Origin of the sequence: Amycolatopsis sp. NPDC047767, from assembly GCF_040704195.1 — a bacterium.
Taxonomy (GTDB): domain Bacteria; phylum Actinomycetota; class Actinomycetes; order Mycobacteriales; family Pseudonocardiaceae; genus Amycolatopsis.
In genome coordinates, this window is the sequence record NZ_JBEYSJ010000045.1 from 1 (window position 1) to 25,976 (window position 25,976).

General features: G+C 70.2%; 26 protein-coding genes. 11 read left to right on the forward strand and 15 right to left on the reverse strand.

Translation table 11 applies throughout. The annotated features are described in order from the left end of the window. Window positions 1–99 precede the first annotated feature (99 nt). Genes AB0878_RS44095 through AB0878_RS44115 form a run of 5 tightly spaced genes read right to left on the reverse strand, consistent with a single transcriptional unit; the run spans window position 100 to window position 5,095 of the window. Window positions 100–1,482, reverse strand: coding sequence for a GH1 family beta-glucosidase (locus AB0878_RS44095; protein ID WP_366588312.1), 1,383 nt, complete (start codon window positions 1,480–1,482; stop codon window positions 100–102). Next, window positions 1,475–2,302: a carbohydrate ABC transporter permease gene (locus AB0878_RS44100; RefSeq protein WP_366588314.1), complete on the reverse strand. Its 828-nt coding sequence runs from the start codon at window positions 2,300–2,302 to the stop codon at window positions 1,475–1,477. Before AB0878_RS44100 ends, AB0878_RS44095 begins: the two co-directional genes overlap by 8 nt. Beyond that, window positions 2,299–3,207: a sugar ABC transporter permease gene (locus tag AB0878_RS44105; RefSeq protein WP_366588318.1), complete on the reverse strand. Its 909-nt coding sequence runs from the start codon at window positions 3,205–3,207 to the stop codon at window positions 2,299–2,301. The genes AB0878_RS44100 and AB0878_RS44105 overlap by 4 nt, the downstream gene beginning before the upstream one ends. A gap of 8 nt (window positions 3,208–3,215) precedes the next feature. Beyond that, complete coding sequence (locus AB0878_RS44110) at window positions 3,216–4,487, reverse strand: extracellular solute-binding protein (RefSeq protein WP_366588320.1); 1,272 nt, start codon at window positions 4,485–4,487, stop codon at window positions 3,216–3,218. 14 nt (window positions 4,488–4,501) lie between these two features. Then, the gene (locus AB0878_RS44115; protein WP_366588322.1) at window positions 4,502–5,095 is read right to left on the reverse strand and encodes a LuxR C-terminal-related transcriptional regulator; all 594 of its coding nucleotides are present in this window, start codon (window positions 5,093–5,095) and stop codon (window positions 4,502–4,504) included. Between the two features lie 176 nt (window positions 5,096–5,271). On the opposite strand from AB0878_RS44115, the gene AB0878_RS44120 reads away from it, so the two are divergent. Beyond that, window positions 5,272–6,462, forward strand: coding sequence for a glycoside hydrolase family 3 N-terminal domain-containing protein (locus AB0878_RS44120; RefSeq protein ID WP_366588324.1), 1,191 nt, complete (start codon window positions 5,272–5,274; stop codon window positions 6,460–6,462). Between the two features lie 58 nt (window positions 6,463–6,520). Beyond that, a complete protein-coding gene (locus AB0878_RS44125) occupies window positions 6,521–7,393 on the forward strand; it encodes an oxidoreductase (protein WP_366588327.1) in 873 nt (290 codons plus the stop codon). Between the two features lie 3 nt (window positions 7,394–7,396). On the opposite strand, the gene AB0878_RS44130 is transcribed toward AB0878_RS44125, so the two are convergent. The 5 genes from AB0878_RS44130 to AB0878_RS44150 form a co-directional block, all read right to left on the reverse strand. After that, window positions 7,397–8,290, reverse strand: coding sequence for a hypothetical protein (locus AB0878_RS44130; protein WP_366588330.1), 894 nt, complete (start codon window positions 8,288–8,290; stop codon window positions 7,397–7,399). After that, the gene (locus tag AB0878_RS44135; RefSeq protein ID WP_366588333.1) at window positions 8,290–10,785 is read right to left on the reverse strand and encodes an Hsp70 family protein; all 2,496 of its coding nucleotides are present in this window, start codon (window positions 10,783–10,785) and stop codon (window positions 8,290–8,292) included. Before AB0878_RS44135 ends, AB0878_RS44130 begins: the two co-directional genes overlap by 1 nt. Further along, the gene (locus AB0878_RS44140; RefSeq protein ID WP_366588335.1) at window positions 10,769–11,308 is read right to left on the reverse strand and encodes a hypothetical protein; all 540 of its coding nucleotides are present in this window, start codon (window positions 11,306–11,308) and stop codon (window positions 10,769–10,771) included. The genes AB0878_RS44135 and AB0878_RS44140 overlap by 17 nt, the downstream gene beginning before the upstream one ends. After that, window positions 11,305–12,837, reverse strand: a complete 1,533-nt coding sequence (locus tag AB0878_RS44145) for a hypothetical protein (RefSeq protein ID WP_366588337.1) — start codon at window positions 12,835–12,837, stop codon at window positions 11,305–11,307. Before AB0878_RS44145 ends, AB0878_RS44140 begins: the two co-directional genes overlap by 4 nt. A 297-nt stretch (window positions 12,838–13,134) precedes the next feature. Continuing rightward, entirely contained in the window at window positions 13,135–14,163 is a 1,029-nt protein-coding gene (locus tag AB0878_RS44150) for a LacI family DNA-binding transcriptional regulator (RefSeq protein WP_366588339.1), read from the reverse strand. A 171-nt stretch (window positions 14,164–14,334) separates the two neighbouring features. Between AB0878_RS44150 and AB0878_RS44155 the strand changes: the two genes are divergently transcribed. The 6 genes from AB0878_RS44155 (at window position 14,335) to AB0878_RS44180 (ending at window position 20,995) form a co-directional block, all read left to right on the forward strand. Then, window positions 14,335–15,645: an ABC transporter substrate-binding protein gene (locus AB0878_RS44155; RefSeq protein WP_366588341.1), complete on the forward strand. Its 1,311-nt coding sequence runs from the start codon at window positions 14,335–14,337 to the stop codon at window positions 15,643–15,645. Next, window positions 15,642–16,634: a sugar ABC transporter permease gene (locus AB0878_RS44160; RefSeq protein WP_366588343.1), complete on the forward strand. Its 993-nt coding sequence runs from the start codon at window positions 15,642–15,644 to the stop codon at window positions 16,632–16,634. Before AB0878_RS44155 ends, AB0878_RS44160 begins: the two co-directional genes overlap by 4 nt. Further along, on the forward strand, window positions 16,631–17,476 hold the full coding sequence (locus AB0878_RS44165; RefSeq protein WP_366588346.1) for a carbohydrate ABC transporter permease: 846 nt from the start codon (window positions 16,631–16,633) through the stop codon (window positions 17,474–17,476). The genes AB0878_RS44160 and AB0878_RS44165 overlap by 4 nt, the downstream gene beginning before the upstream one ends. 2 nt (window positions 17,477–17,478) lie before the next feature. Then, on the forward strand, window positions 17,479–18,870 hold the full coding sequence (locus AB0878_RS44170) for a GH1 family beta-glucosidase (RefSeq protein WP_366588348.1): 1,392 nt from the start codon (window positions 17,479–17,481) through the stop codon (window positions 18,868–18,870). Between the two features lie 380 nt (window positions 18,871–19,250). Then, the gene (locus tag AB0878_RS44175) at window positions 19,251–20,600 is read left to right on the forward strand and encodes a ricin-type beta-trefoil lectin domain protein (RefSeq protein ID WP_366588350.1); all 1,350 of its coding nucleotides are present in this window, start codon (window positions 19,251–19,253) and stop codon (window positions 20,598–20,600) included. Window positions 20,601–20,767: 167 nt separating this feature from the next. Further along, window positions 20,768–20,995 carry a hypothetical protein gene (locus tag AB0878_RS44180; RefSeq protein WP_364172339.1) on the forward strand — a complete coding sequence of 76 codons (228 nt, stop codon included), beginning with the start codon at window positions 20,768–20,770 and terminating at the stop codon, window positions 20,993–20,995. Here AB0878_RS44180 and AB0878_RS44185 read toward each other — a convergent pair. Beyond that, complete coding sequence (locus tag AB0878_RS44185) at window positions 20,961–21,740, reverse strand: hypothetical protein (protein WP_366588353.1); 780 nt, start codon at window positions 21,738–21,740, stop codon at window positions 20,961–20,963. The genes AB0878_RS44180 and AB0878_RS44185 overlap by 35 nt on opposite strands. Before the next feature lie 113 nt (window positions 21,741–21,853). Between AB0878_RS44185 and AB0878_RS44190 the strand changes: the two genes are divergently transcribed. Together AB0878_RS44190 and AB0878_RS44195 are read left to right on the forward strand one after the other, a co-directional pair. After that, on the forward strand, window positions 21,854–22,381 hold the full coding sequence (locus tag AB0878_RS44190) for a molybdenum cofactor biosysynthesis protein (RefSeq protein WP_366588355.1): 528 nt from the start codon (window positions 21,854–21,856) through the stop codon (window positions 22,379–22,381). Continuing rightward, complete coding sequence (locus AB0878_RS44195; protein WP_366588357.1) at window positions 22,378–22,806, forward strand: cupin domain-containing protein; 429 nt, start codon at window positions 22,378–22,380, stop codon at window positions 22,804–22,806. The genes AB0878_RS44190 and AB0878_RS44195 overlap by 4 nt, the downstream gene beginning before the upstream one ends. A 160-nt stretch (window positions 22,807–22,966) precedes the next feature. Here the strand turns inward: AB0878_RS44195 and AB0878_RS44200 are convergent, their stop codons facing one another. The 3 genes from AB0878_RS44200 to AB0878_RS44210 form a co-directional block, all read right to left on the reverse strand. Continuing rightward, window positions 22,967–23,194 carry a hypothetical protein gene (locus AB0878_RS44200; RefSeq protein ID WP_285972495.1) on the reverse strand — a complete coding sequence of 76 codons (228 nt, stop codon included), beginning with the start codon at window positions 23,192–23,194 and terminating at the stop codon, window positions 22,967–22,969. Between the two features lie 163 nt (window positions 23,195–23,357). Beyond that, window positions 23,358–24,227 carry an ion transporter gene (locus tag AB0878_RS44205; RefSeq protein WP_366588359.1) on the reverse strand — a complete coding sequence of 290 codons (870 nt, stop codon included), beginning with the start codon at window positions 24,225–24,227 and terminating at the stop codon, window positions 23,358–23,360. Between the two features lie 78 nt (window positions 24,228–24,305). Continuing rightward, a complete protein-coding gene (locus AB0878_RS44210; protein WP_366588362.1) occupies window positions 24,306–24,836 on the reverse strand; it encodes a DUF4232 domain-containing protein in 531 nt (176 codons plus the stop codon). 305 nt (window positions 24,837–25,141) lie between these two features. Here AB0878_RS44210 and AB0878_RS44215 point away from each other — a divergent pair, with 305 nt between their 5' ends. Continuing rightward, window positions 25,142–25,396 carry a hypothetical protein gene (locus AB0878_RS44215; RefSeq protein WP_366588365.1) on the forward strand — a complete coding sequence of 85 codons (255 nt, stop codon included), beginning with the start codon at window positions 25,142–25,144 and terminating at the stop codon, window positions 25,394–25,396. On the opposite strand, the gene AB0878_RS44220 is transcribed toward AB0878_RS44215, so the two are convergent. Next, window positions 25,393–25,953 carry a M15 family metallopeptidase gene (locus tag AB0878_RS44220; protein ID WP_366588367.1) on the reverse strand — a complete coding sequence of 187 codons (561 nt, stop codon included), beginning with the start codon at window positions 25,951–25,953 and terminating at the stop codon, window positions 25,393–25,395. The two genes, AB0878_RS44215 and AB0878_RS44220, sit on opposite strands and share 4 nt — an antisense overlap. Between the last annotated feature and the right edge of the window lie 23 nt (window positions 25,954–25,976).

The window sequence follows — 25,976 nt, forward strand, 5'->3', positions numbered from 1 at the left end:
CCTCTGCCCCAAACGCATCGGCACCATCGTCCAAGCAGCACTCGTCCTCACCCACCACGAACACCACGGCCGCTACTGAGAAAACCTCATTGGGGCGGGTCAGGCAGGGTCAGGCAGGCGGTTGAGTTTCGCCACCTCGCCCAGGAAGCGGCCCGAGTCCTTGATGGTGCGGACCTGCGTGTCGAAGTCGACGTGGACGACGCCGAAGCGCTGGGTGTAGCCCATGCCCCATTCGAAGTTGTCCAGGAGGGACCACGCCAGGTAGCCGCGGACGTCGGCGCCGCGCGCGAGGGCGTCGTGGACGGCGCGGATGTGGGTGTCGAGGTAGGCGACGCGGGCGGGGTCGTGGACGCGGCCGTCGACGACGGTGTCCTCGAAGGAGGCACCGTTCTCGGCGACGACCAGGGGCAGGCCGCCGGTGTGGGAGTTCAGCCACACCAGCAGATCCGTGAGCGACGACGGCGTCTGCTCCCAGCCGAACGACGTCAGCGGGCCGCGGGCGGGCAGGACGTCCATTCCGCGTAAACCGGGCAGCGGGCAGTTGCTGGTCGCGAGCGGGTCGGCCAGCGGCGCGACGCGGGCGGGGGCGTAGTAGTTCACGCCGAGCCAGTCGATGGCCGCGGCGATGAGGTCGGTGTCACCGTCCTGAATGGACGCGGCGAACCGGCCGCCGTGGTGTTCGACGTCGGCCATCACGTCGGCCGGGTAGCCGCGGCCGAGCACCGGGTCGAGGAAGAAGCGGTTGTGGATGCCGTCGAACTTGCGTACGGCTTCGCGGTGGGCATCCGTGTCCCCGTCGGCCAGTGCGGGCGCGAAGTTCAGCGCCAGCGAGAAGTCCTGGCCGGGGCGGGCCTGTTCCGTCAGCGCCCGCATCGCCAGGCCGTGGCCCAGCAGCAGGTGGTGCGCGGCGACCAGCGCGGTGTCGTAATCCTGGATGCCCGGCGCGTGGACGCCGCTGCCGTAGCCGAGGAACGCGGCGCAGAACGGCTCGTTGATGGTCGTCCACTGGGGCACGCGGTCGCCGAGGTAGTCGTGGACCACGGCGGCGTAGTCGGCGAACCGGTAGGCCGTGTCCCGCGCGGGCCAGCCGCCGGCGTCCTCGATGGCCTGCGGGAGGTCCCAGTGGTAGAGCGTGAGCACCGGCAGGATGTCGCGGCTGAGCAGCTCGTCGACGAGCCGGTCGTAGAACGCGAGGCCCTCGGCGTTGCGGGTGCGGCCGTCGGGCATCACGCGCGGCCACGCCACGGAGAACCGGTACACCGGCAAGCCCAGCTCGGACAGCAGCGCGGCGTCCGTGCCGTAGCGGTGGTAGTGGTCGCACGCGACGGCACCCGTGTCGCCGTTGAGGACCTTGCCCGGCGTCCCGCTGTAGGTGTCCCAGATGGACGGTCCGCGGCCGCCCTCGGTCACCCCGCCTTCGATCTGGTACGACGCGGTCGCCGCGCCCCACCAGAAGCCGGACGGGAACTCGAGCTCAGCCATGGACAGCACCTTTCAGGATCCCCCGCACGATGTAGCGGCCCAGAACCAGGAACAGCGCGATCACCGGCAGCACGCCGAGGGTCGCGCCCGTGAGCATCAGCGCGTAGTCGGTGTAGTACCCGCTGGCCAGCTGCGAGAGCACCACCTGCACGGTCGGCGTCTCGTTGGGGTCGAGCACCACCAGCGGCCAGAAGTAGTCGTTCCACGTGGCCATGAACGTGAGCATCGCCAGCACCGCGGCCTGCGGCCGGATCGCGGGCACCGCCACGTGCCAGAACGTGCGCACCACCGAGGCTCCGTCCACAGTGGCCGCGTCCACGAGCTCGCTGGCCACCGCGCCCTCGCACGCCTGACGAATCCAGAACACGCTGAACGCGCTCACCAGCGCCGGCACGATCACCGCCTCCAGCTTCCCGTACCAGCCGAAGTCGCCGACCACGAGGTACAGCGGGATCACGCCGAGCTGCGCCGGCACCATCGCCGAGCCGACCACGAACAGGAAAAGACTGTTGCGGCCCGGAAACCTCAGTCGCGCGAACGCGAACCCGGCCAAGCTCGCGAGGACCACATTGGACACCATCACCGTCACGGAAACGATCAGCGAGTTGCCGATCGCGAGCCAGAAGTCGACCGTGTCGAACACGCGCCGGATGTTCTCGAACAGGTGCCCGCCCGGCAGCAGCAGCGGCGAGGTCTCCCCGATCGCCGAGTTGTCCCGGGTGGAGATCACGAACGACCAGTACAGCGGGAACAGCGAGGCGCCGACCACGCCGACCAGCACCACGTACACCCACGCGCCCGCGCGCCGCCGCGGCATCACGGCGCGCTCACGAACCGGCGGACCAGCCGGTAGTTGAAGAACGCGAACAGCACGCAGAACACGAACATCACCCACGACAGCGCCGACGCGTAACCCGCGTCGAACTTGCCGAACCCCTTTTCGTACAGGTACATCGTGAGCGTCTGGAACTGCCGGTCGTTGCCGCCCGTGCCGCTGGAGCCCGTCGCGTCGAACAGCTGCGGCTCGGCGAACAGCTGCAGCCCGTTGACCGTCCCCGCCACGGCCGTGAACGCGATGGTCGGCCTGATACCCGGCACCGTCACCGACCAGAACGACCGCCAGCGCGAAGCCCCGTCGAGCGCCGCCGCCTCGTACAGGTCCTGCGGCACGGCCTGCATCGCGGCCAGGTAGATCAGCGAGTTGTAGCCGGTCCAGCGCCACATCACCATCGTCGCGATGGCCAGGTGCGAGGACCACTTGCGGGCCTGGAACGAGATCGGGTCGATCCCGAACCAGCCGAGCACCTCGTTGACCACGCCGTAGTCGCGGCTGTAGAGCTGCGCGAACACCAGCCCCACGGCCACGACCGACACCACGTTGGGCAGCAGCACGCCGGTGCGCCACCACGTCGCCCCGCGCAGCGGCCGGTTCAGCAGCGCCGCGATCCCGAGCGCCAGGAAGAATTCGGGGATCGCGGCGAGCAGGAAGATGCTCGTGGTGTTGAACAGCGCGTTGTAGAACCGGCCGTCGGTGAACAGCTCGGCGTAGTTCGCGAGCCCGAACCCGCCCCGGTCACCGGCGAGCAGGTCCCAGTCGTGCAGGGAGACCCAGGCGGTGTAGACGAGCGGGAACGCGCCGAACACCACGAACACGGCGAAGAACGGGGCGATGAAGAGGAACGGCGAGACCTTGCGGTCCCAACGCGCCGACAGGGAGCCGCGCATGCGGGGCCTTACTTGATGGCCTCGCGGCCGAGCTTCACGGCGTCCGCCCAGGCCGCGTCGACCTTTTCGGACCCGTCCTCGATCCGCCCGAGCGCCCGGCCGAACTCCGGCCGGACGTCGGCGTCGTGCAGGCCGCGGTAGTTGGGACGAAGGGTGTCGGCGGACGCGGCGTAGATCTGGCCGATCGGCGCGCCGGAGAAGTACGGGTCGGTGTGGTTCACGACCTGCGGGTCCTTGTAGACGCTGGGCTCGCTCGGCAGGATGCCGTCGGAGAGGAAGAGCTTCTTCTCCTGCTCGGGCGCCGTGAGCCACTTCGCGAGGTCGTAGGCTTCCTTCGGGTGCTCGCTCTGCTTCGGGATCGAGAGGAACGAGCCGCCCTGGTTGCCGCTGGCGCCGGGGACGGTCGTCACGTCCCACTTACCGGTATTGCCGTCGCCGCCGGCTTCCTTGATCTGCGTGAGCATCCAGGCCGGGCACGCGATCGTGGCGAAGGTGCCCTGCTTGATCGCGACATTCCAGGCCTGCGTGTACGTGGTCGCGCCGGCCGTCTGGCCCTTCTGCGCGAGGGTGCCGGCGAGCATGAAGGCGTTGCGCACGGCGGGGTTCTTGTCCGCGATGTAGGAATCGTCGCGGGATGAGAAGTAGTTCTCCGGCGACTGGTTCAGCATCGCCGTGAAAACGGTTCCAGCCGAGTCGGCGAACTTCACCTTCGGCAGCTTGTCGGTGAAGCGCTGCGACAGCTGGGCGTACGCCTCCCAGGTCGGCATGAGCGCCGCGACGGCCTTGCGGTCGGTCGGCAGGCCGGCCTGCTGGAAGAGGTCGCGGCGGTAGCACATGGCGAGGCTGCCCATGTCGGTGCCGAGGCCGAGCACGTCGCCGTCCTTCGTGCCCTGGGCCCACTTCCACGGCGCCCACTGGTTCTGCAGCTGGTCGGCGCCGTAGTCCGCGAGGTTCACGAACTTGTCCTTCACCCCGAAGTACTTGGGGATCTGCTGCTCCTCGATGGCGACGACGTCGGCCGCGCCGTGGCCCGCCGCGAGCTGCGTGGCGAGCGTCTTGAAGTGCGTGTCGAAGTCGGTGACCCGGCTCTGGATCTCGATGTTCGGATGATCCTTCTCGTACTGGGCGAAGAGCGGGGCGTAACCGAACTCACCGAAGGTGGCCACGGTCAGCTTGATCTTCCCGCCTTCGGCGGCCGAGCCGCCGCTGCAAGCGGTCACCAGCAGGAGGAGCGCGGTCGTCAGGACGGCGACGGCCGGGCGCCGGGTCAGCTTTCGCACGGGGTGAGCTTCCCTCAGATAACACCTGCGCGCAGGGCGTAGGCGACGGCATGCGGTCGGTTGCGCAGCTTCAGCCTATTGGTCATCCCGTAGATGACGTTCTTCACGGTCCGTTCCGAGTAGCAGAGCTTCCCGGCGATCTCCGCGGTGTCCCAGCCCTCGGCCATCAGCCGCAGCACGTCGACCTCGCGCGGCGACAGCGCGGCACCCCCGGCGGTGTGCTGCAGGCTCTCGGCCTGGCCCAGCAGGTCGCGCAGCGAGGTCTCCTTGCCCGACGCGGCGGCGGTGATGCTGCGCACGAGCCGGTCGCCCGCGATGGCCTCGCGCGGCAGCACGGCCACGACGTGGCAGGCGGCCAGTTCCGGCAGCTCTTCGGCGTCGACGTACCCGGCGACGAGGACGATCGCGGCCGGCGTCTCCGAGGCGGCCGCGCGCAGGGCGGCCTTGAGCTCCGGCGTCACGCGGCCGGCGGCGAACACGAGCACCGCCGCTTCCCCGCGCCGCGGGCCGGGCAGCACCTGCACCTCGGGCCGCGCCCGCAGGTGGTCGATGAGCCCCGCGAGCGCGATGGGATCCGAAGCCCACGCCGCCACCCTGACCTGATCCATCGCTGCTACCTCCCTGAAGAAACACTCATCCCGTGTCTGCCAGTCTGGAGACAGCGGCTTCACGAATTCTCTAGCCGCGATGAAGTCATTCTTCACGACGTGAAGTTGGGCTCCCACCAGGGGTTCCACCAGCGTCGCGAGTACACCGGGACCGAACATGTAAGGAATTCATGAAGATGCCCGTACGGAAGCGGCTACCTGCGGCGATCGGCGGCGCCGTGCTGGTCGCCGGCACCCTCGCCGGATGTGCTTCCACCCACACGGTTTCCGGTACCGCGCTGGCCGAACCGGGTGCTCAGCCGAGCACGAGCGCCGCCCCGACGGTGTCGTCGGAGCCGGCACAGCCGCCGTCTTCACGGCCGGCTTCACCGTCTTCATGCGACTCGCTGATCTCTTCACTCGACGTGCGCGCGCGGGTGGCTCAGCTGGTGGTCCCGGGGGTCGACGCCGCGAATCCCGCGGCGGTGACAAAACTTGTCCAGCAGCAGCAGATCGGCGGGTTCTTCGTGGGAGGCAATAAAACCACGCTGTTGCAGAACCACGCGCTCGACGCCGTGCAGCAGGCCGCGAAGATCCCCGTGTCCGTTTCGGTCGACGAAGAGGGCGGGCGCGTGCAGCGCATCGACGACCTCGACGGCTCGATGCCGAGCGCGCGCGAGCTGGCCGCCACGAAGACGCCCGCCGAAGTCCGCGCGCTGGGCGTGCAGCGGGGCAAGCAGCTGCACGCGCGCGGGATCACCGTCGACTACGCGCCCGACGCCGACGTGAGCGACGAACCGGACGACGCGGTGATCGGAGACCGTTCGTACAGCTCGGATCCCGCCAAGGTCCGGCAGTACGCGATGGCGTTCGCCGAAGGCCTGCGCCAGGGCGGTGTGACACCGGTGCTCAAGCACTTCCCCGGCCACGGCCACGGATCCGGCGACTCGCACAAGGGCACGGTCACCACACCGCCGCTCGACCAGCTGCGCAAGGTGGACCTCAAGCCGTACGAGAACATCGCCGACTACGGCGCCGTCGAAGTGATGGTCGGGCACCTCGACGTGCCGGGGCTCACGAACGGTGTGCCCGCGTCCATCTCCCCCGCCGCATATCAGCTGCTGCGCGGCGACTACCACTTCACCGGCCCGATCATCACCGACGACCTCGGCGGCATGAAGGCGATCACCGACCAGTACCCGCTGCCCGACGCCGTGCTGAAGGCGTTGCAGGCGGGCGCCGACGAGGCGTTGTTCTCCTCGGGCAACGGCGACGTCGGCGCGGTGCTCGACCGGCTCGTGAAGGCGGTGTCGAGCGGCGAGCTGCCCGCGGGCCGCGTGGCCGCGTCGGTGAAGCGGGTGCTGAAGTCGAAGCACGCGTGCACCTGATCGCAGTCCACTCCGGACTAGGCTGACGGCCGGATCACCGTCCCGGGAGGAGCACCACATGACGACGGACGCCACGGCGGCCGGCACCCTGCAGCTCGGCGAGCTGACCGTGAACCGGATGGGCTTCGGCGCGATGCGCCTGGCCGGTCCCGGGGTCTGGGGGCCGCCGCAGGACCTCGCCGAGGCGTCGGCGGTGCTGCGCGAGACGCTCGCGCTGGGCATCACGCACATCGACACGTCGGACTACTACGGCCCGCACACCGTCAACGAGCTGATCCGGACCAACCTCGCGCCCTACCCGGACGAGCTGGTGCTGGTGACCAAGGTGGGCGCGCGCCGCAGCGCCGACCGCGGCTGGCCGCCCGCGCTCACGCGCGACGAGCTGATCTCCGCCGTCCACGACAACCTGCGCAACCTGGCCGTCGAGGCGCTCGACGTGGTGAACCTGCGCCTGGGCGACGAAACGGGCGGCTACCCCGTGGACGTGTCGATCGTGGAACCGTTTTCAGTGCTGGCCGAGCTGCGGGAACAGGGTCTGATCCGCCACCTCGGCGTGAGCCACGTGACGGGCGCGCAGCTCGACGTCGCGCGCGAGATCGCGCCGGTGGTGTGCGTGCAGAACGCCTACAACCTCGCGCACCGCGAGAACGACGACCTCGTGGACAAGTGCGCCGCGCTCGGCATCGCGTTCGTCCCGTACTTCCCGCTGGGCGGGTTCAGCCCGCTGCAGTCCTCGGCGCTCGACGCGTGCGCCGCGCGGCTCGGCGCGAAGCCGATGCAGGTCGCGCTGGCGTGGCTGCTGCAGCGCTCGCCCGCGATCGCCGTGATCCCGGGCACGTCGTCGATGGGGCACCTGCGGGAGAACGTCGCGGCCGCCGCGCTCGAGCTGCCGGCCGACGTTGTGGCCGAGCTCGACGCGATCGGCGCCTGAGACCTAGCGCGGCGCCACCTCCAGCGTCACCGTGCGGTTCGCGGCCGCGTCCGTGCCCCCGTGCACGGGCGTGGCCTGGTCGGCGCTGGTGATCGCGAACGTCGTGAGCGGCAGGCCGCTCGCCGTCGCCAGCACGCGCGCCGCCGAAGCCGCGCGGGCCAGCGCGGTCGACGAGCCGCCGGTCGCCGGGCCACCCGGCACGGCGACACCGTGGCCGATCACCGTGACTCGCACGTCCTGTCCCTTGAGGACGGCGCCCCAGCGTTCCAGCGCACGCCGGCCGTCGGCGCTGGGGCTGATCGCGTTGGGGCCGAAGAGCCCTTCGTCGAAGGTGATGGTGACGGCCGAGCCGGTGGTGACCTGCACGCCGTCGCCGCCGAGGTGCGCCGCCAGCGCGGTGAGCTTCTGCTGCCGGCTCTGCTCCGCCTCGGCCGCCTGCGATTGCGACGCGTGCAACCGGTCCAGCTCGGCCTGCACAGCGGGGCTGGTCGTCGCGACGGGTGCGGCCGTCGGCGCCGGCTCCGGAGCGGACCACGGCAGCGTCGCCACGATCACCGCCACCCCGGCCACGACCACCACCGCCGCACCGGCGGCCGCGAGCCGCCGGCCGATCGGGCGCTTGCGCAGCCGCCCCGACCGGATCTTCGCGATCAGCCGCCGTCCGGCCAGCGCGGACGCCGACTCCGGCGCCAGCTCCAGCACCCGGGCCCACGCCGCGTCGGCCTGCTCCAGATCACCGGCCTGCGCGTGGACGCGGGCCAGCAGGTCCAGCCGCGTCACGTCGTCGGTGGCTTCGCGCTGCAACAGATCCGCGGCGGCCGCGTAGTCGCCGAGGCGGGCCAGGTCGGCCGCCTCCGCGAGCGTCAGCTCCTCGGAAAGCCCGCTGAACACGGTCATCACGAACGCTCCTGACGCAGGATGCCGGGCCCGGGCTCACCCCGGGGGTCGGGCGGCAGCAGCGCTCGCAGCCGGCGGTTCACGTCCGTCAGGGCGGGCCAGTTGCGCGTGGCGAGGGCGTGCTCGCCTTCGCGGATGAGCTCTCGGGCACGGGCCGGATCGGTCATCCGGTCCTGTGCCGCGCACAGGGCGCGGAAGATCTCCTCGTCGAGCGAGCCGTCGCGGCGCAGCAGCAGCACCTGGAGGTCCGTGGCGCGGTCGGAGACCCGTTCGGCGGCCGCGGCGTCGCGGCTGTCGCGCGCGGTCTCGTAGCGGCGTTCGATTTCCGCCAGCTCGGTGCGGTCCTCGTCGGAGCCAACGCGGTCGACGAGCTCCCTGCAGTGCTCGATCTGGTCGCGCAGCCGGGCCATCACGTCGGGGATGCGCAGTTCTTCCTCGATGTCGTCGAGCTCCGCCTGGACTTCCCGCATCCGCTGCTCGGCCGCGACCGCCGCGCCCTCGTCGGTCGCGCTCGACGTGACCTCCTCGCGGACCGCCGCGACCGTGCCCCGCTCGTCGAGCCGCATCAGCAGGCCGCGGGCGCGGTCCGACCGTGCGTTCTCGGCCTCGGAGCGCAACTGCTCGTGGCGGGCTTCGAGCTCGTTGAGCTGACGGCGCAGTGCCGGCGCCTCGGGGACCGTGGTTTTGCCCAGTTCGACAACGGCCTCGAACTCCGAGTCGAGCAACGGAACGAAGGCGGTGACCTCGACCAGGCGCGACTCGTCCATCTTGAAGGTCATCTCGATCTCACTGCCGCGCGGCAGGTCGCGGCGGACGTCCTGGGCCTTGATCTCGATCAGCCCGACCTGCTTGTTGCGCTCTCCGCGACGGAACTCCCCTTCGGCGATGGGGATGCGGATGACCGAGGCCGTGTCGGCGCGGTGCACGCCGGCGGTGGTGTAGAACCGCTGCGTGATCTGCGCCGGCAGCGGGCGGTTCTTCATCAGCATCGGGGTGAACGTGCCGTCGGCCTCGGTCAGGCCGACGCTGTTGACCACGGTCTGGCCCTGCATCTCGTTCGTCCAGTGGGTGACCGTGAACCCCGGCGGGTTCACCGGCACCCGCGCGCCCGTGGACTCGATCAGCTCGACCTCGAACCGGTTGGAGACCAGCTCCTTGAGCAGCACGTCGAGGGTGAACGTGCCGTCCGGGGACAGCGCGACCTCCGCGCTGCGGTACTGCGGCTGCCGGTGCGAATCGCTCAGGACCACGCGGAAGCTGCTCCAGTCGGCGCCACCCGGCGTCTCGAACCGGCCGGAGACCGGGACGGACAGCAGGCTCGTGGTCTTCGGGTACGACAAGGTCGCGGAGAACTCACCGCGCTTCGGCACGACCTTGGCGCGCGGCAACGCCACCGTGCCGGCGTAGATCGCGGCCCCGCGAGCCACGACCGTGCTCGGGTCCTGGCTGTGGTCGAGCTCGATGCCGAGGCCGTCGGCCGGATCGGCGAGCAGCTCGCGCAGGCCGGGCGCCAACGTCGGGCCACCCACGAGCAACAGCCGGTCGATGTCCGACGGCCGCAGGTTCGCCTGCGCCAGCGCTTCGCGGCACAGGTGCACCGCGCGCAGGTAGAACGGCGACGCGAGCCGGTCGACGTCCTCCCGCCGCAGGGTGTGCTCGAACGTGTCGAACACCCCGTCGCCGCGGTCCAGCTCCGTCATGATCTGCGCCTCGTCGGTCGACGACAACGCGATCTTGGCCGACTCCGCGGCCGCGCGGAGGATCGCGAAGTTGTTGATCCAGCGCGGGTTCTCGACGGTGAAGCCGGTCAGCCCGAAGGCCTTCGCGGCAGCCGGAGCGAGCAGGCTGCTCACGATGGCGGCGTCGATGTTCTTGCCGCCGAGCCCGAGGTCGCCCGCGTGGTGGAGCACCGACAGCTCGCCGTCGACCGTGCTGACCACGGCCGAGTCGAACGTGCCGCCGCCGAAGTCGAACACCATCCAGTGGGCACCACGGGTCTCGTTCTGGAAGCCGTAGGCGAACGCGGCCGCCGTCGGCTCCTGCACCAGCGGGCACGGCGCCGTGAAGCCGGCGAGCTTCGCCGCCTCACTCGTCGCTTCGGTCTGGTTGAGCGCGAAGGCCGCGGGCACGGTGATCACCGCGGCCGCCGGCGGTTCGCCGAAGCGGCGGGCGGCGTCGCCGCGCAGCGACTTGAGCACCTCGGCCGACAGCTCGACCGGCGTCATCGACACCCCGGCGCGCGCGAAGGTGCGCCGGGCGTCGGCGAAGCCCATCGCCTGCTTGAACTCGACCTGGACGTTGTCCGAGTCGCGTTCCCGGCGGCTCTTCGCCGCCGCACCGACCTGGATCAGGCCGGGCTTGGGCATCCACACGGCCGAGGGCGTGTAGTCGCCCTGCACGTTGTTCTTGACCACCGAGACCTGGCCGCCGTCCAGCACGGCGAGCGCGCTGTTCGTCGTGCCGAGGTCGATGCCGAAATCAATGGTGTCCCGCATCAGCTTCCTCCGCCGTCGTGCCGGGGGCGACCGGGCACCCCACGATGACCTGCCCCATCTGGATCCGCCGCCCCGCCAGGTAGACCGAAGGCCGCACCGTCTCCACCACGCGCTCCGACGTGAGGCCCGGTTCGTCCTGGAACACCAGCGGTTCCAGCGCGAGCCCGGAGTCGAACGGGTCCCCGTCGTGGTCTTGGATCAGCACCCCTGCCGCGTCGAGCGCGTCCTGGCTCGCCGACAGGTACCGCCCGGCCTGTTTCGCCACCCGGTCCTGCGCGCCGGTGAGCTTCTTGCGGGCCCGCCACAACGCCGTCGCCGCAACAGCCAGGTCCGATTCGGACAGCCGGGGCCCCGCCGGTTCTCCGGGTGAGCTCTTCGTGGGCCCTTCCGCGACCGCGAGCAGGGCCGAGACCTGGGCGGCGAGCTCCCGCAGCCGCGCTCGTTCTTCCGCTCCCCACAACGGTTCTTCGATGCGGAACTCCCGGTGGTGCCGGCGCTGGCGCCGGTCTTCGGTGTTCGTCACGCCCTTGTCCTCTCCGTGCGCATGCGTACGGTCCCCACCACGAGCAGCAGCACCGCGGTCACCACGGTGATCCACGCGGGGATCGGCGTGCCGGTCGAATCCACCAGCCACAGCACGAGCCCGGCCACGGCATCGGTCACGAGCAGGGCGGGCAGCCGCCCGCGGGCGACGGATGCGTCGGTAGCCAGGCCGAGCGCCCCGACCAGGCCGGGCACGCCGATGAGGAACACCGGCAGCAACGGCGAGGTCAGCAGCGTGGCGAGCAGGGTGACACCGAAGGCCACGTGCAGCAGCGCCAGGAACACCCGAGGCGCGGAGACGTGGCGCCGTGGTGGTCCGCCGTCCTCCAGCTGTCGCATTTGGACGATCATCCGGCGCGCCTGTTCCCGATCTTCGGAGCGGGGCGCGATCTCGATGATCGTGGTCAGCACGCGGGTCGCGTCGCTGTACCGGCCGCGCTTGATGTGGCCGGTCACGGTGTTCCAGAGCTGCCCGATGTCGACGGGGGCGTTGCCCCGGCCGGCGCCGAGCGCGCCCTGCTGGTTGCGCTTGACGGTGGCGAGCGTGTCCTGGTCCGTGGTGTATCGCGTCGCCAGGGCGAAGACGTCCTTCACCAGCCCGTGGGGTGCTCCGACGGAATCGGCGAGCGCGACGCCGATGTTGTTCAGCGAGACCGCCGCGAGTTCGGTGACACTCGCCGTACGGCGGAAGTCCTTGCGCGGCACCAGGTCTTCGAGCCGGTCGAGGGACGCGGGGAGCTCCGCGAGCGCGCGTTCGGCCGCAGTGCGCGCCTTGCCCTCGTCGAGGAGCTTGCGCAGCTCCTTCAGCAGGCTCTCCAGCCGCGCGTACGTGGGTTCGGCGGCTTCGCTGCGGGCGTCGGCCACGGTGTGCTTGTCGCCGCCGAAGAGCGGCAGGTACCGCACGAGCCGGTGCGGCTCGCTCGACTCGGCCGTGAGGACCACGAGCGGGGCGACGAGCGCGCCGGGAAGGGCGCTGCGTACACCGTCCACAGTGGACTCGTCGAGCCGCGGATCGCCCAGGCTCTCCACGCGGTGGGTGAGGTGACTCCAGAACGCCTCGCTGCTGAGCGTGACGGCCCAGCTGCGCGCGGCCTCGTCCCACAGCGGCGCCGGGTGGTCCTCGGTGTGCTCGGTCTCGGCCTCGAGCGCGGCCGAGTGGGCCGCGACGGCGAGGTCGTGCTTGTGGTGCAGCTGCGGCGGGCACCCGCAGTCCTCGGGCGTGCCCCAGGTCCAGAACAGCTCGTCGACGAACCGGTGCTCGATGTTGCCGAGCGCGTCGAACGCCGCGCGGATCTCCTCCGGCGTCGCGTCGGCGGGCACCCCGGGCGGGCGCGCGCCGCCGACTTCGAGCACGCCGAGCACCCGCAGCCGCTGCTCGCGCACGGCCCGCCGGGACACCGTCGCGTTGAGTCCCGTGACCCGGAACGGGTTGCGCCGGTACAACTGCGGCGTCGCGATCGCCCGCAACCGCCCGGCCGCGGCCCGCCCGCGGCTCTCGTTCGCACCCATGGCGCAGAAGTTAGGCCGGGACCGCCGGGAGGGGTCCCGATCGTCCTGGTGCTGCCACGGCCGCGGACGTGACCCAGGTCACCGAAAGTCGGTGGAATCCCCCGACCGTCAACGCGCATTACCCGGCGTGAGCACCGGAAAGAGCCTGGCCGGTCGCCGCCGGAGGTGGCCGCTCGGGGTGGCCGCTGGTCCTGGCGGCGGTCGTCGTGGCCGGGGTCGCGGAGACTCCGGCGTCGGCCGCCCCCGAACCGACTCTGGCGCCTGGCTCGGCTCCGCCGACTGTTCCCCTGACGGACCTCAGCTCGACTCGCGGACGGTGAGCGACACCGGCAGGATCTGCCGACGCGGCTTGGGTTCCTGCCCGTCGAGCAGATTCATCAGCGTCTGCACCATCGCGTGCACCTGTTCGCGCGGATCCTGGTGCACGGACGTCAGCGGCGGCGTCATCTCGGGCGCCAGCGTGGCGTTGTCGTCGAAGCTGACCACGGCGACGTCGTCCGGGATGGCTCGTCCGGCCGACGAAAGGGTGCGCAGGGCACCGACGGCCATCATGTCGCTGGCCACGAACACGGCGTCGAGGTCGGGGACGCGGTCGAGCAGGGCGGCCATCGCGCGGGCGCCGCCGGCGAGGGTGAAGTCGGCTTCCTCCGCGAGGTCGGCCGGGTCGAGGCCGGCGTCGACGAGGGTTTTGCGCCAGCCCGCGAGCCGGTCGATGGGCGCGCCCTGGTCCTGCGGCCCGGCGATGGTCGCGATGCGGCGGCGCCCGGCCGACACGAGGTGCTGCACGGCGAGCCGCGCGCCGCCTTCGTTGTCGAAGTCGACCACGTGCACACCGCGGCGCAGGTCGGCGGCCTGGCCACCGAAAACGACGGGCACGCGCAGCAGCCGCAACGCCCGGGGCAGCGGATCGGCGCGGTGCGGCGCGAACACGAGCACCCCGTCGACGTGCCCGCCTTCGAGGAAACGCACCGTGCGCGTGAGGTCTTCGCGCGTGTCGCTGAAGATCAGGACCATCTGGCAGCCGACGTCGGCCAGCTCGCGGTAGCCCGCGCGCATCACGGCCGTGCGGTACGGGTCGTCGAGCAGCCGCGCCTCGGGCTCCGACAGCACCACGGCGATCGCACCCGTTCGCCGCGTGACCAGCGACCGCGCGGCCTGGTTCGGCGAGTAACCGAGATCGCGGGCCGCGGCCAAGACCTTCTCTCGTGACCGCGCGCTGACGTAGGTGTCGTCGTTCAACGCCCGCGAAGCGGTGGAGCGCGACACACCGGCGAACGCCGCGACGTCTTCCAGCGTCGGGCGCTCGTCCTCGGACCGAGGCGCCACTGCACCACCCCTCCACTCGTGATCGTCGGACAGCTTAGCTGCACGATTCAGGGAGCGCTCCCGGAAGGGCACGCTCCGATAACCACCCTTGACATGGAACTCCAGCCGACCCAGACTCGTCAACCGTCTGGGAGCGCTCCCAGAAACTGAACCTTCAAGGGGTTGACGACGGTGACAACGTTCCGGAAGGGCCTGGCGACGGCGCTGGGCATCACGATGACGGCGCTCGCCGTGGCGGCGTGCGGTGGCGGCGGTGGCGACAGCAGCGGCGACATCCCGGCGGCGGCCGGGCCCAACGAGCACATCGAGCTCACGCTGGCCACGTTCACGGAGTTCGGCTACGAAGCGCTGATCCCGGAGTACGAGCGGCTGCACCCGAACATCAAGATCACTCACCGCAAGACGGGCCAGGGCGGCCCGTACGCGCAGGACATGATGACCAAGCTCGCGGCGGGCTCCGGTCTCGCCGACGTGCAGGCCGTCGAGGAGGGCCACCTCTCCGACATTCTCAGCAAGTCGTCGAAGTTCTACGACCTCACCCAGATCGGCCCGGCCGACGCGAGCCCGGACCGCTGGCTGTCGTGGAAGTACGAAGCCGGCAAGGACAAGAACGGCAAGCTCATCGGCTACGGCACGGACATCGGGCCCGACGCGATGTGCTACCGCAAGGACCTGCTCCAGCAGGCCGGGCTGCCGACGGACGACGCGTCGGTGAAGGCCATGTTCGCCAGCTGGGACAGCTACTTCGCGGCCGGCGCGCAGTACGCGCAGAAGACCGGCAAGGCGTGGTTCGACTCGGCCGCGCAGAACTTCAACGCCATGGTCAACCAGCTGCCCGTCGGCTACCTCGACAAGAGCGACAAGCTCACCGTCGAGTCCAACCAGGGCATCAAGGACGCGTGGGCGAAGGTGACCGACGCCGTCGGCAAGGGCGAGTCGGCCAAGCTCACCGCGTTCAGCAACGAGTGGAACTCGGGTTTCCGGCAGAGCGCGTTCGCGACGAAGGTCTGTCCCGCGTGGATGCTCGGCGTGGTCAAGGAGCAGGCCGGGCCGGAGAACGCGGGCAAGTGGGCGGTCACCGACGCGTTCCCCGGTGGCGGCGGCAACTGGGGCGGTTCGTACCTGACCGTGCCGACGCAGAGCAAGCACCCGCGTGAGGCCGCGGCGCTGGCCGCGTGGCTGACGGCCCCGGAGCAGCAGCTCAAGGCGTTCCAGGCGAAGGGCACCTTCCCGAGCCAGGTCAAGGCACTGGAGAGCCCCGAGCTGCTGAACCAGACCGACGCCTACTTCGGCGGCGCGAAGATCGGCGAGCTGTTCGTGGCGCAGGCCAAGAAGGTCAAGCAGGCGCAGTACAAGGGCCCGAACGACGGCCAGATCCAGGAGAACGTGACGGCGCCCGCGCTACAGGCCGTGGAACAGGGCAAGTCGCCGGCCGACGGCTGGCAGCAGCTCGTGGACGGCGCGAAGAAGCTCGCGCGGTGACGACCACCGTCACGCGCGAGGGCTCGCAGGCCGGGGTGCGGCGTCCCGCACCCCGGCCGGGGCTGCGCGACCGGCTGTCCCGCTGGGACGTGAAGGCGTCGCCTTACCTTTACGTGGCGCCGTTCTTCATCGTCTTCGGCATCGTGGGGCTGTTCCCCCTGCTCTACACCGCGTACGTGTCGCTGTTCCACTGGGACGCCGGCGACGACAACCCCGATTTCATCGGCCTCGACAACTTCAAGGAGCTCTTCGCCGACGCCCAGTTCTGGCACTCGTTGGAGAACACGGTGAGCATCTTCCTGCTCTCCAGCGTGCCGCAGCTGATCATCGCCGTGCTCCTGGCCGCGTTGCTCTCGACACGGGTGCGCGGCGCGACCGGCTGGCGCGTCGGGATCCTGCTGCCGTACGCGGCGAGCCTGGTGGCGCTCGGGATCATCTTCGCGAACCTGTTCGGCCCCAAGTACGGCCTCGTCAACGGTCTCCTGCAGACGATCGGTCTGTCCCCTGTGGACTGGCAGGCCAACCGGTTCGCGAGCCACGTGGCCATCGCCATCATGGTCAACTGGCGCTGGACCGGCTACAACGCGCTGATCGTGCTGGCCGCGATGCAGGCCATCCCCAAGGAGCTGCACGAGGCGGCGCTGATCGACGGCGCGGGCACCGTGCGGCGGTTCCGGCACGTGACGCTGCCGCTGCTGAAGCCGACGCTGATCTTCGTCACCATCACCTCGACGATCGGCGGGCTGCAGATCTTCACCGAGCCCAAGCTGTTCGACGCCATGCCCGGCTCGAACAACGGCGGCTCGACCCACCAGTTCCAGACCGTGACGCTGTACCTGTACCAGACGGCGTTCGAGAACTTCGACCTCGGTTACGCGTCGGCGATCGCGTGGGTGCTGTTCCTCATCATCGTCGTCATCGCCGGGCTGAACTACCTGCTCACCGGCCGGATCGCCCGCACTCCGAGAAAGGCAGGGCGGAAGGGATGACCACGCTGACCACCCGGGTGAGCCGGCTGGGCAAACCGCGCAAGGCCACCTACTGGGTGCTGGCCGTGTTCGTGCTCGGCTCGCTGTTCCCGTTCTACTGGTCGTTCCTCGTCGCCAGCCGCGGCAACGGCATGCTCACCGAACGCGTGCCGCCGCTGCTGCCGGGCGGGAACTTCTTCGCCAACGCGGCGCGGGTGTTCGACACCGTGCCGTTCTGGAAGGCACTGGCCAACAGCGTGATCGTGTCGGGCACGGTCACGCTCACCACGGTGCTGTTCTCGTCGCTGGCCGGGTTCGCCTTCGCCAAGCTGCGCTTCCGCGGCCGCAACGCGCTGTTCGTGTTCATCGTGGTGACGCTCGCGGTGCCGACGCAGCTGGGCATCATCCCGCTGTTCATCGCGATGTCGAAGCTCGGCTGGGCCGGCGGGCTGCAGGCGGTGATCGTGCCGAACCTGGTGACCGCGTTCGGCGTCTTCTGGATGCGTCAGTACACAGTGGACGCCGTGCCGTACGAGCTGATCGAGGCCGCGCGCGTGGACGGCTGCAGCATGATCCGGATCTTCTGGAACGTGTGCCTGCCGGCCGTGCGCCCGGCGGCGGCGATCCTCGCGATGTTCACGTTCATGATGTCCTGGAACGACTTCCTGTGGCCGCTCGTGGTGCTCGACGTGGGCAACCCGACCGTGCAGGTGGCACTGGAGAAGCTGCAGAGCGGCTACTACGTCGACTACTCGCTCGTGCTCGCCGGCACCACGCTCGCGACGATCCCGATCCTCATCGTCTTCCTCCTGCTCGGCCGCCAGATCGTGGCCGGGATCATGCAAGGTGCCGTGAAAGGGTGACCATGTCCGTCGATTCACAGGCCACCGGAACCGGGCTCACGTTCCCGCCCGGGTTCGTCTGGGGCGCCGCCACGGCGGCGTTCCAGATCGAAGGTTCGACCACTGTGGACGGGCGCGAGCCGTCCGTGTGGGACACCTTCGCCACCCGGCCCGGCGCGATCCGCGGCGGCGACACGGGCGAGCCGGCGGCCGACCACTACCGGCGCGCCGGCGAGGACGTGGAGCTGATGCGCTCGCTGGGCCTCGGCGCGTACCGGTTCTCCCTGGCGTGGCCCCGGATCCGGCCCGGCGGCGTGCCGAACGTGCGGGGGATCGCCTTCTACGACCGGCTGGTCGACTCGCTGCTGGCGGCGGGGATCGAGCCGTGGGCGACGCTGTACCACTGGGATCTGCCGCAACGGCTGGAAGACCTCGGCGGCTGGACCTCCCGCGACACGGCGTACCGCTTCGCCGAGTACGCGGAGACGATCGTGAGCGTGCTCGGCGACCGGGTGGCGAGCTGGTCCACGCTCAACGAACCGTGGTGCGCGGCGATGCTCGGGTACGCGAAGGGCATTCACGCGCCGGGCCGGGTTTCGGCCACTGCCGCGGCCGCCGCGACCCACCACCTGCTGCTCGGCCACGGGCTCGCGATGGACGTGCTGCGCCGCGATGCCCCGCGCGTGCCGGCCGGGATCACGCTCAACCTGTACCCGGTCACGGCGGACTCGGCCGCACCCGAAGACGCTGAAGCGGCGCGGCGGATCGACGGGCAGCAGAACCGGCTGTTCCTCGACCCCGTGCTGCGCGGGGGCTATCCGGCCGACGTGGTGGCGGACCTCGCGCCGTTCGGGTTCGCCGACGTGGTGCGCGAGGGCGACGAGGCCGTGATCGCCGCGCCGGTCGACTGGCTCGGCGTGAACTACTACCGCGGCTACCGCATCGCCGGCGCTCCTCGGCCCGGCAGCTCACCGGCCGGCTCGGAATGGCTCGGTGCGGCCGACGTGCACTTCGTCCCCGACCCGGCGGCGCCGCTCACGGACTCGGGCTGGGAGGTGCAACCGGCCGGGCTCACCGCGTCGCTGCTGCAGGTGCACCGCGACTACCGGCCGGTGCCGCTGTACGTGACGGAGAACGGCGCCTCCTACCCCGACGAGCTGCACAACGGCGAGATCGCCGACACCGATCGCGTCGCGTTCCTCGACGCGCACCTGCGCGCGGCGCACGACGCGCTGGCCCAGGGCGTGGACCTGCGCGGCTACTTCTACTGGTCCCTGCTGGACAACTTCGAGTGGGCCGAGGGGTACGCCAAGCGCTTCGGGCTGGTGCACGTGGATTACGCGACGCAGCGGCGGACGCCGAAGCGCAGCGCGCAGTGGTACTCGGAAGTGATCGCGCGCGGCGCGCTGCACTGAATTGACCCGGCGGGAATGCGTTTCACCCGGAAAGCGCAAAGCCTCATTCACCGGAACAACCAAAGAGACCAATGCGACAAACAGGACGCCCGGTGTTCACCCTTGTGGACACCGGGCGCACCACTGGCCCGGTCTGGTCTGAACCTGTCGGACAGGATGCGGCCATGACCTGCTGTGATCGCTTCGCAACCCGTTGCCAAGGGCTGGGACGACCGGTATAACTTTCTTCACAACACGCACGAAGTGGTTGGCAATTCGGTCCCCCACCGTTTCTCCGGAATTGCCCGCCCGTGCTCGGTCCTGCCGTTTTCGCAGAATTCGGCCGGACGCGGGTAATCGTGCGCGCAATTCTCCCTCCCCGTCCCCCTGGAGTTCACGGAATGCGCATTTCGAAACTCAGAACGCTTGTTGCCGCGGCTCTGCCCGTGCTGGCCGGCGTCGCCATGGCCACCGTCAGTCCGGCCGTGAGCGAGGCCGCCCCGGCGGCCGGCGCGGCTTTCCCCGCCCACTACTCGGCCCCGTACCTGCAGGTCAGCGACGGCGACATCGGTCAGATGGCCGCCGACATGAACGCGACCGGCACGAAGTTCTACACCCTGGCGTTCCTCACGCCCTCCTCCGGCTGCAACCAGCTGTGGGAGGCCAACGGCACGGGCGTGGGCTCGTTCAAGTCGCAGATCAGCTCGCTGCAGGCGGCGGGCGGCAACGTGATCCCGTCGTTCGGCGGCGCCGCCGGCGGTGAGATCGCGCAGACCTGCACGAACACCTCGAGCCTCACGGCGGCCTACGCCAACGTGGTCAACACCTACGGCACGCCCCGTCTGGACTTCGACATCGAAGAAGACACCATCAAGGACACCGCGGCGAACGCGCGCCGCAACTCCGCGCTCGCGGCGCTGCAGCAGCAGAACCCGAGCGTGCAGGTGGACTACACCCTCGCCGTCGACCCGAGCGGCCTCGGCTCCACGCAGATGGACATCCTGCGCGACGCCAAGAACAAGGGCCTCAACGTCAGCGTCGTGAACCTGATGGTGATGGACTTCTACGACGGCCAGCCGGTGCTGGGCGACGCGCTCGCGTCGGCGCGCGCGGCCGCGAGCCAGCTCGCGAGCCTGTACGGCATCTCGACGTCGGCGGCCTACGCCAAGATGGGCCTCACGCCGATCGCCGGCCGCAACGACGACGGCGCGCAGTTCAGCCAGTCGGACGCGCAGCAGCTGGAGACGTTCGCGGCGCAGAACGGCGTGCAGGAGCTGTCGTTCTGGGAGGTCCAGGACTACGACCGGGCGACCGGGTACGCGTACTCGCGGATCTTCAACGCCATCACCGGCGGTGGCGGCACCACTCCGCCGCCGACCGGCGGCAAGCAGATCACGGGCTACGGCGGCAAGTGCGTGGACGTCGCGGGCGCCAACTCCGCCAACGGCACCAAGGTCGACCTCTACACCTGCAACGGCACCAACGCGCAGCAGTGGACCTCCACCGGCGGCACGCTGCAGGCGCTGGGCAAGTGCATGGACGTCGCCTCGGCCGGCACCACCAACGGCGCGAAGGTGCAGCTCTACGACTGCAACGGCACCGCCGCGCAGCAGTGGACGCATTCGGGCAACCAGCTCGTGAACACCGGCTCCGGCAAGTGCCTCGACGCGACCGGGCCCAGCTCGGCCGACGGCACGCAGCTGCAGATCTGGAGCTGCACGGGAGCCGCGAACCAGTCGTGGTCGCTCTGAGTCGGTGATTTTCCGTCTGCCTGACACGGCCGGTGGGGAGCGTTTTCCTTGCTCCCCACCGGTTTTTCTTGTTCCGAAGAACTTCTCGTGTTTTGCCGTCATGGCTCGCCGGGCCGGTCGTCGGATCCACGTCGGGGCCAGCCCACGAGCAGAAGCGAGGCAAAACGATGACCGTTCAGTGCCACGACGCAGTCGAAGAGGTCGGCGTCTGGTTGACCGGCGAGTTTTCGGGACGAGTGCCCGCCACGACGGTGGCGGACGTGGTGCGCGCGACGCGGCGGGACCTCGAAGGCCGCATCGCGACGGAGGAGCTCGGCGAGATGCTGCACCGCATGGCTCGCGCGCGGCTGCAGCGGATGCTCAGTGCGGACGGCCGGATTCCGCGTTCCCGCTGACGGGTTTCTCCTCCAGGTCCGGGGTCGGTGTTCCGCCGAAGAGGTCCAGCAGGCGGTTGTGGCGCGCGGTGTAGCGGGCGCCGAACCGCCGGCGCGACCGGTCGAGCTTGCGCCCGGTGTAGCGGCGCCGGGCCCACGCCGAGTCGGGTTTCGCCAGCCGCAGCGCGCCGACCAGCGCGATCAGCGGCACGACGACGCCCAGCACACCCGTGGCGAGCTTGCCCTTGACCAGGCAGATCAGTGCCGTGACCAGGTGCACGGCGATGCCCAGCAGGTACGACCACATCGCCGACTCCCCGCGCGTCTCGCCGATCGGCGACGCTTCGAGCAGCAACAGGACGCCCAGCGAACCGCCGATGAGCACGGCGTCGATCGACTTGCGGCCGTTTTCGGCCCAGTAGACGTCGTCTAGGTAGAACCAGAGCGCGAACTCGTCGAGCACGAGGGCGGCGCCCACCCCGAACAGCGCGGCCAGGACCTCACGCCACGGCGCGTCGGGTGAGAACCGGAACTCGAGCGCGCCGACGACCAGCACGAGCAGGATGCCCCACACCTGGTGGTGCACGTGGACGCCGCCGATGTGGATGTCGCCGAGCATCCCGCGTTTCGCCTTCGGCTTGCGGTGTTTCGCGCGGATCCGGCGCGTGATGCCGCGGACGACGACGAACGTGACGAGGAACCCGACCACCGCCCACATCGCGGCGGTGCGGCCGGTGTCGACGAAAACGCGGTCGTACCAGTTCACGGCAGTCTCCCCCGTGTTTGGTGGCGGAAGACGCTACCACCGTTTGATCCCGGTTGTCCTTTTCCCTGATGCGCTCGGAGGGCGTGTGATCCTGGCGCGGGTAGGGTCGAGGTGTGGAAAGCACGCCGGTGGAGATCGTTTCGCTGCTGACCTCGCCGGTGCACGCGTTCGAGGGGCGCCCGGCCGACGGCCCGCGGCCCGACCCCGGGCCGGTGTCGCGCTCGTGCGTGGAGGTGCGCGCGGGCTTGGGCTTGGTCGGCGACCGCTACTTCAACCACGCCGCGCACCGCGACGCCGCGGTGACGGTGTTCGACGTGGCGGCGCTCGGACCGTTCGGCCCGGTGGACCCGCTGCTGACCCGCCGCAACATCGTGCTGCGCGGCTTCCGCGTCGACGACCTCGCCGCCACGCGCGCCCGTCCGGGAGCCGTGTTCAGCCTCGACAGCGGCGACGGTCCCGTCCGGTTTCAAGCCCGCCGCCCGGCGAACCCGTGCGCCTGGATGAACGTCGCCGTGGCACCCGGCGCCTTCCGCGGCCTGCGCGGCCGCGGCGGCGTGCGCTGCGTCCCGCTGGACGACGGCGTGCTGCGGGTGGGGCCGGCTCGTCTTGTCGTGATGGAACTTGCTGTGGAGGCCCGATGACCGACCAGTGGCACCAACCGCTGCGCCACATCCGCGGCGGCTCGTTGACCGGCGACACCAACCAGACCACCGGGATGCGCCGGCTCGAGGCCATCTCGGGCAAGACGGTGGGCTCGCAGAAGGTCTGGATGGGCGAAACGCACGTCACGCCCCACACCAACTCCGGCGACCACCACCACGGCGAGGCCGAGACCGCCATCTACGTGCAGTCGGGCCACCCGGTGTTCGTCTTCGCGGACGGCCCCTCGGAGATCCGCCTGGAAACCTCACCGGGCGACTACGTGTTCGTCCCGCCCTACGTGCCGCACCGCGAGGAAAACCCCACGGGCGAGGACGCCGTGGTGATCATCGCACGCAGCAGCCAGGAGGGGATCGTCGTGAACCTGCCCAGCCTGTGGGCCGAGGTGGAGATCCCCGGCGACTGATCCGCCGTCGAGATTCCTGCTGATCCCTGGCTGAGGTGGAGATCCCCGACTGCAAGGGCTGTTCCTCTGCCGCGGTCTCCTGTGATCCCCGGCCGAGGTGAAGATCCCCGCTCGCCAGGGCTGTTCCCCTGCCGAGGTCTCCGGTGATCCCCGGCCGAGGTCAGGACCCCGGCAGCACCCGGCTGCTCAACGGCAACGCCTGCCGTTCCGGCGGCCACCACACCTGCGCGGGCGGCGGCGGCACGTCGTCGTCGGGGAGTTCGAGGGCGTCCAGGCCACGCTGCCACCGGCTCCAGTGCGCGGCGCACAGCCCGCGCCACAGCGAGTCCTCCGAGCACTCCTGCCGTCGGCACGGCTGCACCTGCTGCCCGCTATCCACCACGTTCACGTCTCCAACCCGCGACTCGGCTCCCGACGCTTCCCAGCTTGCCTCGGAAACGATCGGAACACCCCGTGTGCGCGCCAACACAACCCTTGTGCAGCAACGACAACGAAGGACTCCAGCGTACTCCCGCCCGTCCGCCCACCGGGCCCGGGCGTGCAGCACTCGTTCAGCGGTTGACGGCACCGTCGCCGCGGGGATGGCTGAGGTCGTACTCCCGTGCCGCAGTGCGCTGGGGACGGGTGCGGAGCAGGCCTTCGTCCGGGGAGTCGTCCACCTCGTTCAGACCGAGGGAAACCGCGCGGCGGATCTGTTCGCGGTTTTCCCTCACCACGGCGGAGAAGAAGTCGTCGATGCGGGGGTCCAGGAGGACCTCCAGCAGGACGCGGAAGGACGCGTCGACGGCGGCGCGGACGATCTCGTCGTGGAAGGGGAGGCGGCGGAGGCGGCCGAGCTGGGGGTCGGCGGCGAGTTTTTCCGTGATGATGGCCCGGAGTTCCACCTTGTTCTCGCTGAGGGACTTCGCGAGGTTCTCCGGGTAGTTGCCCGTCTCGAGGACCTTGACGACCTCGTCCAGCACGGCGATCGTCACGGGTTTCTTGATGGCGCGGACGATCGGGTCGGAAAGTTTCTCCACCAGGCGGTAGAAGAACTGCTCGCCGACCGCGCGGTCGGCCGCGCGGCCGATGCGGATGAGGAGCAGCAGGCCGGTGATCACGTGGTGCTGCGCGACGAACGGCGGGTACGCGACCGGGATCATCGCGAAGACCTCGTACCAGTTGCGCGTCAGGAAGGCCATGCGCCAGGCGACCTTGCGCCACCGCCAGAGGAAGTGGAGCAGGAAGATGCCGCAGACGACGCAGTCGACGGTGAAGAACCACGCGTCGAGGTCCGCCGGAGGCGGGGGCCCGAGCAGCAGGTAGCCCAGGCCCCCGACGGAGACGACCGCGAGCAGGAACATCACCCAGTCGTCCACGTGCACGTTGCCGGGGAGGATCCCGCTGTTGAGCTCGGCCTCCCGCCGGCCGGTGGTGGTCATGCCATCTCCAGGAGTCGACGCCGCGTGGCCCGATCATGGCACGTCAGCACCCCTCGGGCCGCGCGACGAGCCCCGGCGTCAGGCGGCGACGACCGGTCCCACCGTGACGTTGTGGGCCTCGGCGGACGCGTCCAGCGGCGACTGGTCCCACGGCAGCGTGATCCGCGGGTCACTGGAGTCGCCGCGTGGAGTCGTGGTGCCGGGGGCCGTGATGGTGACGGCGGTGGGCTGGACCTGGTGTTCGGGCGCCTCGATGCCGCTCCAGTGCAGGAGCATGGTGGCCTGCTGCCCGTTCGCGATCGTCACCAGCGGCGCGTCCGACGAGCCGGCCTCGGGGGTGACGGTGACGCCGTCGGCGCCGGTGAAAGAGACCGGCAGCGCGCCCTGGAAGTTGCAGGACTCGCCGGGCTTCGCGGTGAACACGACGTTCGCGTAGCGCTGCCCGGCACCCGGGTCGCCGGCGACGATCGTGGTGTCGACCTGAGCCGCGGTGCAGCGGAAGTCGGTGGGCATGGCCGAGGCCGTACCCGCACCGAGGAACGCGACGGACGCGGCGGCCGCGCCGGCCAGCGCGGTGACGGCGGCGGCCCGGCGAAGAGTGCTGGTCATGGAGTGGCTCCCTCCCTGTCCGCGAGCGGACGATCCGCCGCGGAGCGCGGCCGCCGGTGATTCATTCACCGGTCTGGCCTGCTCACTCGAAATATGCCCACGCCACGGACGGATTACCGCCCGAAGTGGGATTGACCCCACGAAAGCAACCTTGAGTGATCGCAGGCGTCCACCAGGTAGTGAACGTCGCGGGAGGGCGACTGCGCGCCGAAGACCTGACCGAAGTATTACCCCATGCGTAACCTGTTTGACCGGTGACGAATTCGCGTGCCAAGCTCGGTGTCACGAACCGGAGGAGGAAGCGGATGAGGACCATCGGCAAGGGGGTCGCGGCACTGGCCGTGATCGGCGGATCGCTGGCGTTCGAGGCGGTGCCGGCCACGGCGTCGGCCACCGGCACGGGCTTCACCACCCAGAACGGCCGCGTCGTCACCCCACCAGGACCCGGCTTCGGCACCCCGGAACGCGGCGGCGACCCGGTCGCGTGCTTCCTGATCGACACGTTTCGCCGCCGCACCGGCGAAAACCACACCGGCGAAAACCGCACCCGGGAACGCTAACCCGCCGCATTCGGCAACGGCGCCGGGCACGTGCCACCCGGCGTCGTGAGCAGCTCGAAATGCCACAGCTCGTTGGAATACGCCTGGCAGAGGCCGTAGTCGTCGCCGTGGCGGATGAGCCAGTCGTCGGCGTCGGTCGGGCCGATGTCCACGGCCTTGCCGGAAACGTGCGTCGATTTCTCCGGCGTGTTCACGTATTGACGCGCGCTTTCGAGGCTCCCGTACTTCTGGATCCCCTCTTCGAGCAGCCGCTGCTGGTACGCCTTGCTCCGCCAGCCCGAAGTCACCTTGAACTCGATCCCCCGCCCCCGCGCGTCCGTAGCCGCCTGCTGCACTGCCTTCAGCAGCCGAGGATCCAGCTTCGACACGGCCGGGTAGCTCGTGTCGAACGGCGTGAGCTCCTTGCCCGACGGAATCCCGCCCTGCGCCGGATCGGTGTCGGGGTCGGAAGAGCCCGAGGCGACGCCCGTCGGCCACTCCGCCGCCGCCGTCGAACACCCCGCGACGAGCACCGCGGGCAGCAGCAACAGCACGAACTTGGCACGGATTTCAGGCATTCCCACTCCCGGACGACCCCACG